Here is a 10,174-nt window from a genome sequence, read left to right on the forward strand (position 1 = left end):
ACCACGCGCTGGTCCGCAAGGGCTTCCAGCTCATGCTGGACGCCCAGCCCGACATGCGCGTGGTCGGCCAGGCCGCCGACGGCGAGGAGGCGGTCGAGCTGTGCCGCCGGCTGCGCCCGGACGTGGTGCTCATGGACCTGAACATGCCGGGGCTCGACGGGGTCGGCGCCACCGAGCGGATCGCCGGCGAGCTGCCCGGCGTGCGGGTGCTCGCGCTCAGCACGTTCGACCTGGACGAGAACGTGGTCGCGGCCCTGCGGGCGGGCGCCGACGGCTTCCTGCCCAAGGACATCTCCCCGGAGGAGCTGGTCGAGGGCGTGCGCGTGGTGCACCGCGGCGAGTCGGCCGTGGCGCCGCGCCTGCTCACCCGCCTGATCGGCACGTTCGTACGCGCCTCGCGCCCCCGCAGGTCCGCCGTGCCGGCCGGGCTGTCCAGGCTGACCGAGCGCGAGCGCGAGACCCTGGTGCTGATCGCCCGCGGCAGGTCGAACGCCGAGATCGCCGAGGAGCTGGACGTCTCGCCCTCGACCGTCAAGAACCACGTGACGAGCCTGTTCGCCAAGATCGGGGTCAGGGACCGGGCGCAGGCGGTGATCGTGGCCTACGAGGCGGCCCTGATCACCCCTGGAGAGTAGGAGCACGGTCCCAGTCGCCGCCCGCCCGAACCGTCCTTCCGCAGGAAGATAAAGCCCCCGCCCGGCGGCCACCCTTGGACCATGACCGCGATTCGGGCAACGAACCTGAGCAAACGCTACGGCGCGACCGTGGCCGTTGCGGACCTCTCCTTCGACGTCGGGCCCGGCCAGGTGACCGGGTTCCTGGGGCCCAACGGCGCGGGCAAGTCCACCACGATGCGCATGATCCTCGGCCTCGACCACCCCTCCGGCGGCACGGCCCTCGTGGACGGCAGGCCGTACGGCGACTGGAAGCACCCGCTGCGCAAGATCGGCGCGCTGCTCGACGCCAAGGCCGTGCACGGCGGGCGCAACGCCCGCAACCACCTGCTGGCCATCGCGCAGAGCAACGGCATCCCCGCCGCCCGCGTCGAGGAGGTCCTGGAGCTGGTCGGGCTGGCCTCGGTGGCCAGGCGGCGGATCGGCGGGTTCTCGCTGGGCATGTCGCAGCGGCTCGGCATCGCCGCCGCGCTGCTGGGCGACCCGGAGATCCTGCTGTTCGACGAGCCGGTCAACGGGCTGGACCCCGAGGGCATCCTGTGGATCCGCACGCTCATGCGGAAGCTGGCGGCCGAGGGGCGCACGGTGTTCGTCTCCAGTCACCTGATGAGCGAGATGGCGCAGACGGCCGACCACCTGGTGGTGATCGGCAAGGGGACGATGATCGCCGACACGAGTGTGGAGGAGTTCATCGGGCGCAGCTCGCAGGCGTACGTGCGGGTGCGCTCGCCGCGGCTGGCCGAGGTAGCCGAGCTGGTCAAGGTCGGCGAGCTGCACCCCGACCACCTGCGGGTCACCGGCGTGACGCCCCTGGAGATCGGCACGATCACCGCCAGGGCCGGGCTGCCGCTGGAGGAGCTGACGCTCGTGCAGCCCTCGCTCGAAGCCGCCTACATGGAGCTCACCAAGGACAGCCTGGAGTTCTCGTCATGATGAACGTCATCAGGTCCGAATGGACCAAGATCCGCTCTGTCCGCTCCACCGTGTGGACGCTGGCCACGACCGTGCTGCTGATGCTGGGGCTCGGGATCCTGATCTCGATCGCGACGGTCACGAACGCGAAGGGGCCCATCGCCCCGGTGAGCGCGGCCGGGAACGCGCTGTCGGGCATCCAGTTCGCCACCGTCGCCCTCGCCGCGCTCGGCGTGATCGTGATCTCCAGCGAGTACCGCACGGGCGCCATCCGCGTCTCGCTCATGGCGGTGCCCGAGCGGCTGAAGCTGCTCACCGCGAAGATCGTGGTGTTCACCGCGCTCACCCTGGTCGTCTCCCTCGTCACGGTGACCGTCACGGTGACCGTGGGGCAGCTCATCATGAAGGTGACGCCGTTCAGCGGCGACGGCGTGCCGATGATGGTCGTCGGGGCGGCGTTGTTCCTGACCGCGTGCGGCCTGTTCGGGCTCGCGCTCGGCACCCTGATCCGGCACACGCCCGGGGCGATCGTCTCGGCCATCGCGCTCATGCTGATCGTGCCGGGTCTCATGTCGGCGCTGCCCGGCGTGTGGGGCGAGACGATCAGCGACTACGTCACGACGAACGCCGGGATGCAGATCTTCGTGCAGCGGGAGAACATCTCGCTCGGGCCCTGGGCGGGGTACGGGGTGTACCTGGCGTGGGTGGCGGTCGTGATGATCGCCGGGGCGGTGCTGCTGCGGCGGCGCGACGCCTGAGCCCTCGAAGATCACTCAGCGACTCACTCGGCGCGGAGGGCGATCACCGGGTCCAACCGGCCCGCCCGCCGCGCCGGCGCCACGCCGAAGAAGACGCCCACCGCCGCCGACACCCCGAACGCCAGCGCCACCGACCACCACGTGATCGAGGCCGGCACCGGCGTGAGCGCCTGGATGGCCAGCGCGCCGCCCACCCCGAGCGCGATCCCGATCATGCCGCCGAGCGTCGTCAGCAGCACCGCCTCGATCAGGAACTGGGACAGCACGTCCCGCTGCCTGGCCCCCAGCGCCTTGCGCAGCCCGATCTCGCGGGTCCGCTCCCGGACGCTGACCAGCATGATGTTGGACACGCCGACCCCGCCGACCAGCAGCGAGATGCCCGCGATCGCGGCCAGCACGCCGGTGAGCATGCCGAGCACGCTGCCGATCGTGCCGAGCAACTGGGTCTGCGTGACGGCCGAGAACTGCTCCCCCGGATACCTGTCCGCGAGCGCCGCCACCACCCGGGACTGGAGCGGCTCGATCTCGTCCGGCCCCGACGCGCCCACCGCGATGCCGTTGACCCTGGGGATGCCGAGCAGCCGCTGGGCCGTCGTCACCGGGATGTGCACCTCCTGGTCGCGCGAGACGCCGAACGTCTGCCCGACCTTCCCGTACACGCCCACCACCCGGAACCTCGCCCCCGAGATCGTGAGCTGCCGCCCGATCGGGTCGAGGTCGCCGAACAGCTTGTCGGCCACCTCAGAGCCCAGCACGGCGACCCTGCGCCGGGTGTCGACGTCCGTCTCGCTCAGGTGGCGGCCCTTGTCCACCGGGCGGTCGAAGATGTTCGTGAGGTTCTGGTCGGTGCCGACGATCGTGACGAACGCCTCCGTCCCGCCCACCCGCACCGTCTCGCCCGACTGCAGCGACACGGTCACCTTGGACGGGTCGCCGACCACGCGCCGCACGTACGCGACGTCGGCCAGGCTCAGCTTGCTCTGCGTCGGGGCCGCGCCCACGCTCAGCCGGCCGGGGACGACCAGGATGATGTTGGTGCCCAGGCCGGAGATCTCCTTCTCGACCGCGTCCTTGGCGCCGGTGCCGACGGCCACCAGGATCACCACGGCCAGCACGCCGATGATCACGCCCAGCATGGTGAGGGCGCTGCGCAGCCGGTTGACCCGCAGCGCCTCCAGCGCCATGCCGAACGACTCGCGCCCTCTCACGCGCCGCGCCCTCTCACGGCCCCGCGCCTTCTCACGGCCCCGCGCTCTCTCACGCGCCGCGGCCCTCCGCGGCGGTGTCCAGCTCGATCAGCCCGTCCCGTACGTGGATCTGCCGCCGCGCGTGCTCGGCCACCTCGGGCTCGTGGGTGACCAGGACGACGGCCACCCCGCGCTCGCTGTTGAGCCGGTCGAGCATCCCCATGACCTCGGCCCCGTTGCGGGTGTCCAGGTTGCCGGTGGGCTCGTCGGCCAGCAGCACCTTCGGCCGGCCGACCAGCGCCCTGGCGATCGCCACCCGCTGCTGCTCGCCGCCGGACATCTGTGACGGCCGGTGCTCCATCCGGTGCCCGAGCCCGACCGACTCCAGCGCCGCCCGCGCCCTGTGCCTCCGCTCGGCCTTGCCGACGCCCCGGTAGACCAGGGGCAGCGCCACGTTCTCCAGCGCCGTGGTCCTGGCCAGCAGGTGGAACGACTGGAACACGAACCCGATCGTCTTGTTCCGCAGCTCGGCGAGCTGGGTGTCGGTCAGGTGGGACATCTCCACGCCGTTCACCCGGAGCTGCCCGGAGGTGGGCCGGTCGAGGCAGCCGAGCAGGTGCATCAGCGTCGACTTGCCGGACCCGGACGGCCCGATGATGGCCGCGAACTCCCCCTGCCCGATGCTCAGCGACACCCCGCGCAGCGCCTCCACGGCGACGCCTTCGAGCTGGTAGCGCCTGGTCAGGTCCACGGCTTCGAGAGCGGGCGCGGCGGTCATGACAGCCGCTGCCCTTGCCGTACGGAGTCCGCGCCCTTGACCACGATCCTGTCGCCCACCGATAAGCCGTTCAGCACCTCGACCACCGCCTCACCCTGGGCGCCGAGCTTGACCGCGCGGCGCTCCGCAGTACCGTTCCTGACCACCCAGACCACGCTCTCGCGCCCGCTGGAGACGATCGCGGCGGCCGGCGCCGCGATGGCGTCCGGCGACTCGCGCACCGTCAGGCGCGTCACGGCGCTCATACCCGGTTTCGGCGTGGGCGCCTTCGTGCCGTCGTCGAACGTGCCCGCGCCGAGCGTGAGCTGCACCGGGTAGCTGACGCCGCCCGTGGTGCCCTCTTTCGGCGTCACGCCGATCCCCGTCACGCGCGCCGTGTAGCTCGCGCCGGGGACCGCGTCCAGCTCGACCGTGGCGCCGGTGCCCTTCTTGACCAGCAGCACGTCCGTCTCGTCGATGTCGGCGGCCAGCGTCAGCCTGGAGACGTCCGTCACGGTCATGATCGGGTCGCCCGCCGACACCGGCACGCCTGTCGCCACCGGGGCGTCGGCGCCGCTCGCCGTGCCACCCGAGGGGAGCTGCTGCGTGCCGGTGGGGAGCTGGCCGAGCAGGCCGCTCAACCCGTTGCCGCCGCCCCCGCCCGACGCCCGCCCGAGCGTCACCACCCCGCCGAACGGCGCCTTGACCGTCAGCGACGCCACCGTGCTCTCGGCCGCCTTGACCGCCGCCTTCGCCTGCGATCTGGAGGCCGCCTGCAATGACGCCATGGACGCCGTCAGCCCGCCGAACCCGCTCGTCACCCCGGACAGCACGCTGTTGATCGACCGGTTGAGCTGCGCGGTGATCGACTTCAGCGCCCTGGTCTGCGCCTTGTGCTGCGCCTCGGCCAGGTCGATCGCCGCGACGAGCTGCCTGCGCGCCTGGCGGTCGTCGATCTTCCTCGCCTCCCTGCGCGCCCTGGCGAAGTGCGCGGCCACCTTGCGGTCGAACGCGCGCGTGTCGAACGCCGCCGGCCGGACCGTCGGCCTGCCCAGACTCGGTGTGACCGGGCTGCTGTTCCTGGCGGCCTGCTTGGCCTGTTTGAGCTGGTCCTGGGCCTGCGGGGAGCGGATCTTGGCCAGGATCTGGCCTTTGCGCACGTGGTCGCCCTCGCGTACGTACAGGTGGGCGATCGTGCCCTGCGCCGGTGAGCGCAGCGTCGCCATGGCGCGGGCGCCGATCGTGGCCGGCGCCTCGACCACCTCGGTCACCGGCGCCCGCCTGATGTCGGCCAGCTGTACGGTGGGCGGCTCGTCGGTGGAGCAACCGGTGAGCGCCAGGAGGACGAGCAGCGGGGGGATGCCGCGACGGATCGTCACCCGACCCATCGTAAGAGCCACCCCTTCCGCCACCCTTTGGGCCTCCCCACCCCGCAGGGAGCACAGGCCGACAACGGGCAGCCGGAGGCGGCCCGGGGCGGGGGTCAGCCGGAGGCGAGTTGGCGGCCGCGGTCGCGGGCCGCCTCGATGGCGGCCAGGAACGCCGCCCGCACGCTGTGCCGCTCCAGCTCCGCGATAGCCGCGATCGTCGTCCCGCCCGGCGAGGTGACGGCCTCGCGCAGGATCACCGGGTGCTCGCCGGAGTCGCGCAGCATCACCGCGGCCCCCACGATCGACTGGGTGACCATGTCGAGGGCCGCCGCACGCGGCATGCCGAGCAGGATCCCGGCGTCGACCATGGCCTCGACCAGGTAGAAGAAGTAGGCGGGCCCGGACCCCGACAGCGCGGTGGCCGCGTCCTGCTGCGACTCGGGGATGCGCAGCACCTTGCCGACCGGCGAGAGCAGGTCCTCGGTGTGGCGCAGGTGCTCCTCGGAGGCGTGCGCGCCCGCCGAGATCACGCTCATCGCCTCGTCGAAACGGATCGGCGTGTTGGACATCACCCGTACGACCGGCACCTCGACGCCGAGCCGCTGCTCCACGAAGGCGGTGGTGATGCCGGCGGCGGCGGAGATGACCAGGCGGTCGGCGGGGACGTAGGGGGCGATCTCGGCCAGCAGCGTCGCCATGTCCTGCGGCTTGACGGCCAGGACGAGGGTGTCGGCGGCCTTGGCGGCCTCGGAGTTGCTCATGGTGCGCACGCCGTAGGACTCGCGCAGCGCCTGCGCCCGCTCGGGCCGGCGGGTGGTGGCCAGGATGTCGCCCGGCTGGAATCCGGCCCGCAGCAGCCCGGACAGCAGGGCCTCGCCCATCTTGCCCGTGCCCAGAATCGCAATCACCCCGGTAGCCTACCGAGCCGCGATAAGGCCGGGGCCCATGGGGAAGCCCGGCCCACGGGGAAGGCCTCTCCGCGGGGAAGCCCGGCCCATGGGGAGGCCGCCGCGCCGGGAGGCTAGCCCCGGCTGAGCAGGGAGCGGGCGAAGAAGGCCAGGTTGCGGGGGCGTTCGGCGAGCCGCCGCATCAGGTACGCGTACCAGTCGGCCCCGTACGGCACGTACACCCGGACCTGCGCCCCCAGCGCCGCCAGCCGCGCCTGCTCCGCGGGCCGCACCCCGTACAGCATCTGGTACTCGAACCCCGTCGCGTCGCGCCCGCTCAGCACGGCCAGCGCCGAGGCGATCTCGATCAGCCGCGGGTCGTGGGTGGCGACCATGGGGTAGCCGGTCCCGGCCATCAGCACCTTGAGGCAGCGCACGTACGAGCGGTCGATGTCGGCCGTCGCGGTGTGGGCGCCGGGCGCGGTGTAGGCGCCCTTGCACAGGCGTACGCGGGCGCCCTCCAGCCTCTCGCAGCGCTCCCGCGCGCCCGGCAGGTACGCCTGGACCACCACGCCCACGTCCGGGTGCTCCTTGCGCAGCGTGGCGTGGACGGAGTGGAGCCCGGCGATCGTGTCGTGCTCCTCGGCGTCGAGCGTGACCGTCACGCCCTTGGCGGCGGCGGCCTCGCAGACGGTGGCGGCGTTGTCGAGCGCGAGCTGCTCCGACAGCCGCAGCCCGAGCGCGGTCAGCTTGACGGAGACGTCGGCGCCGCGCGGCAGGCGGCCGAGGATCGTCAGGTAGTCGTGCACGGCGCCCTCGGCCTGCGCCGGGTCGCTCACGTCCTCGCCGAGGTGGTCGACGGTGACGAGCAGCCCTTCGCCGGTCAGCGTAGTGATCACCTCGCCGACGTCGGCGGCGACGTAGCGCCTGACGACGTCGCGGGTCAGCGGCGAGGCGGTGACGACCCGCTCGGCGAGGTCGCTTCTGGAGACGGCAAGCAGGGCCTGACGGAGCACGGGGTCAACCCTAACTTCAGGATCGGGTATGCGCCTGAACCGGGCGGGCGTCCCATTCGTCCAAATGAGTATGCGCACTTTGACAGCGACGCTTTCAGCCGGATGTCTCGCGCTCGCGACGAGTTGCGGGTCGTCGGCGCCCGCCGAGCAGGCCGCGCCCGCGCCACAAGCGCCCGTGTCCAGCGCTCCCGTGGCGAGCGAGCCCGTGGCCACCACGCCCGCCAAGAAGCCGGAACCGGTCAGACCCACCGGCGACACGATCAACACGCACAAGGTCCGCTGGACCAAGGCCAAGTACGTGTCCAAGGGCCGCAAGCTGCATCTGACCTGGTGGTCGGGGGTGGCGCCGTGCAGCGTGCTGGACCGCGTGAAGGTCAAGGAGACCCGCAAGCGGGTCACGGTCACCCTGTACGAGGGCACCGCCCCGAAGGCCAAGAACACGGCCTGCATCATGATCGCGGTGGAGAAGACCACCACGGTCAAGCTCAAGTCCCCGTTGGCCAAGCGCAAGCTGGTGGACGGCGCAAAATCCTGACAAAGCGTGTTACGGACCCCGGCCTGCGACCACCGCCCGCCGGGGTCCGCCCTGTCGCGAGCGCGTCTCAGGAGTGTCCCGGGGACGTCTCAGGGAAGTGATTCGGCGCGTCCCAGGGTCGGAATACGGGTGCCACATCGGAGGTTGAGTCGAGTAGGCTCAAGCTGTTTGACAAACGCTCCGCGCATTCGTACGTTGAGTCCATTCGACTCAACTTTGATCACAAGGACGTACTCATGGCACGTGCGGTAGGTATCGACCTTGGGACGACCAACTCCGTCGTCTCCATCCTCGAGGGCGGTGAGCCCACCGTCATCGCGAACGCGCAGGGCTCGCGGACCACGCCGTCCGTGGTCGCCTTCGCGAAGAACGGCGAGGTCCTGGTCGGCGAGGTCGCCAAGCGGCAGGCCGTCACCAACGTGGACCGGACGATCCGTTCGGTCAAGCGCGAGATGGGCACCAACTGGTCCCAGGAGATCGACGGCAAGAAGTTCTCCCCGCAGCAGATCAGCGCGTTCGTGCTGCAGAAGCTGAAGCAGGACGCCGAGGCGTACCTGGGCGAGAAGATCACCGACGCGGTGGTCACCGTCCCGGCCTACTTCAACGACTCGCAGCGCCAGGCCACCAAGGAGGCCGGCACCGTCGCGGGCCTCAACGTGCTGCGCATCATCAACGAGCCCACCGCGGCCGCGCTCGCGTACGGGCTCGACAAGGAGCAGGACCAGACCATCCTGGTCTTCGACCTCGGCGGCGGCACCTTCGACGTGTCCCTGCTCGACGTCGGCCAGGAGGACGGCCACGGCTTCGTCGAGGTCAAGGCCACCTCGGGCGACAACCACCTCGGTGGCGACGACTGGGACCAACGGGTCGTCGACGAGCTGGTGACCAGGTTCAAGAACGCTCACGGCGTCGACCTGTCCAAGGACAAGATGGCTCTCCAGCGCCTGCGTGAGGCGGCGGAGAAGGCCAAGATCGAGCTGTCCAGCCAGTCCGAGACCAACATCAACCTGCCCTACATCACCGCCTCCTCCGAGGGCCCACTGCACCTCGACGAGAAGCTGACCAGGGCCGAGTTCCAGCGCCTGACGGCCGACCTGCTCGAGCGGACCAAGGGCCCGTTCCACCAGGTCATCAAGGACGCCGGCATCAAGCTCTCCGACATCGCCCACGTGGTGCTCGTCGGCGGCTCGACCCGCATGCCCGCCGTCACCGAGCTGGTCAAGGAGCTGACCGGCGGCAAGGAGCCCAACAAGGGCGTCAACCCGGACGAGGTCGTGGCCATCGGCGCCGCGCTCCAGGCCGGCGTGCTCAAGGGTGAGGTCAAGGACGTCCTGCTGCTCGACGTGACCCCGCTGTCGCTGGGCATCGAGACCAAGGGCGGGATCTTCACCAAGATCATCGAGCGCAACACGACGATCCCGACCAAGCGCTCGGAGGTCTTCACCACGGCCGAGGACAACCAGCCGTCGGTGCAGATCCAGGTCTACCAGGGCGAGCGCGAGATCGCCTCGTACAACAAGAAGCTGGCCACCTTCGAGCTGACCGGCATCGCGCCGGCGCCGCGCGGCATCCCGCAGATCGAGGTCACCTTCGACATCGACGCCAACGGCATCGTCAACGTCTCCGCCAAGGACCTGGGCACGGGCAAGGAGCAGACGATGACGATCACCGGCGGCTCCGCGCTGCCGAAGGACGACATCGAGCGGATGATGCGCGAGGCCGAGTCGTACGCCGAGGAGGACAAGAAGCGCCGCGAGGAGGCCGAGGTCCGCAACAACGCGGACGGGCTGGCCTACCAGACGGAGAAGTTCCTCCGCGAGAACGACGACAAGGTCCCGGCCGACATCAAGACCGAGGTCAACGACGCGCTCGGCGAGCTGAAGAAGGCTCTGGAGGGCACCGACACCGACGTCATCCGCACCTCGGCCGAGAAGCTCGCCACGGTCAGCCAGAAGATGGGTTCGGCGATCTACGCCCAGAGCCAGGCCCAGCAGGGCGGCGGCGAGGGCGCTCCGCAGGACGCCTCGGCGGGCCAGGACCAGAGCCAAGGGCAGAAGGCCGACGACGACGTCGTCGAC

Annotated in this window: 10 protein-coding genes; 5 read left to right on the forward strand and 5 right to left on the reverse strand. The window is 71.0% G+C overall.

What is annotated here, in order from left to right:
• Positions 1-8 precede the first annotated feature (8 nt).
• The 3 genes from KME77_RS08585 to KME77_RS08595 all read left to right on the forward strand — a co-directional run bounded on the left by KME77_RS08585 (position 9) and on the right by KME77_RS08595 (position 2,344).
• Complete coding sequence (locus KME77_RS08585; protein WP_246609442.1) at positions 9-635, forward strand: response regulator; 627 nt, start codon at positions 9-11, stop codon at positions 633-635.
• A gap of 81 nt (positions 636-716) precedes the next feature.
• On the forward strand, positions 717-1,607 hold the full coding sequence (locus KME77_RS08590) for an ABC transporter ATP-binding protein (RefSeq protein ID WP_219463733.1): 891 nt from the start codon (positions 717-719) through the stop codon (positions 1,605-1,607).
• On the forward strand, positions 1,604-2,344 hold the full coding sequence (locus KME77_RS08595; protein WP_219463736.1) for an ABC transporter permease: 741 nt from the start codon (positions 1,604-1,606) through the stop codon (positions 2,342-2,344). Before KME77_RS08590 ends, KME77_RS08595 begins: the two co-directional genes overlap by 4 nt.
• A 23-nt stretch (positions 2,345-2,367) precedes the next feature.
• Here KME77_RS08595 and KME77_RS08600 read toward each other — a convergent pair whose 3' ends face one another.
• The 5 genes from KME77_RS08600 to KME77_RS08620 all read right to left on the reverse strand — a co-directional run bounded on the left by KME77_RS08600 (position 2,368) and on the right by KME77_RS08620 (position 7,561).
• Complete coding sequence (locus KME77_RS08600) at positions 2,368-3,552, reverse strand: ABC transporter permease (RefSeq protein ID WP_219463738.1); 1,185 nt, start codon at positions 3,550-3,552, stop codon at positions 2,368-2,370.
• Positions 3,553-3,601: 49 nt separating this feature from the next.
• On the reverse strand, positions 3,602-4,309 hold the full coding sequence (locus KME77_RS08605; RefSeq protein WP_219463740.1) for an ABC transporter ATP-binding protein: 708 nt from the start codon (positions 4,307-4,309) through the stop codon (positions 3,602-3,604).
• On the reverse strand, positions 4,306-5,667 hold the full coding sequence (locus tag KME77_RS08610) for an efflux RND transporter periplasmic adaptor subunit (protein ID WP_219463742.1): 1,362 nt from the start codon (positions 5,665-5,667) through the stop codon (positions 4,306-4,308). The genes KME77_RS08605 and KME77_RS08610 overlap by 4 nt, the downstream gene beginning before the upstream one ends.
• Before the next feature lie 104 nt (positions 5,668-5,771).
• Positions 5,772-6,566 carry a pyrroline-5-carboxylate reductase gene (gene proC / locus KME77_RS08615; protein WP_219463743.1) on the reverse strand — a complete coding sequence of 265 codons (795 nt, stop codon included), beginning with the start codon at positions 6,564-6,566 and terminating at the stop codon, positions 5,772-5,774.
• Positions 6,567-6,679: 113 nt separating this feature from the next.
• Positions 6,680-7,561, reverse strand: a complete 882-nt coding sequence (locus KME77_RS08620) for a proline dehydrogenase family protein (protein ID WP_219463745.1) — start codon at positions 7,559-7,561, stop codon at positions 6,680-6,682.
• A gap of 190 nt (positions 7,562-7,751) precedes the next feature.
• Between KME77_RS08620 and KME77_RS08625 the strand changes: the two genes are divergently transcribed.
• Together KME77_RS08625 and dnaK are read left to right on the forward strand one after the other, a co-directional pair.
• On the forward strand, positions 7,752-8,096 hold the full coding sequence (locus tag KME77_RS08625; RefSeq protein ID WP_246609441.1) for a hypothetical protein: 345 nt from the start codon (positions 7,752-7,754) through the stop codon (positions 8,094-8,096).
• A 236-nt stretch (positions 8,097-8,332) separates the two neighbouring features.
• Positions 8,333-10,174, forward strand: a 1,842-nt coding sequence (dnaK, locus tag KME77_RS08630) for a molecular chaperone DnaK (protein ID WP_219463749.1), incomplete at its 3' end; no start/stop codon positions are given.

It is taken from the genome of Nonomuraea rhizosphaerae, from assembly GCF_019396405.1.
GTDB classification, from domain to species: Bacteria; Actinomycetota; Actinomycetes; order Streptosporangiales; family Streptosporangiaceae; genus Nonomuraea; species Nonomuraea rhizosphaerae.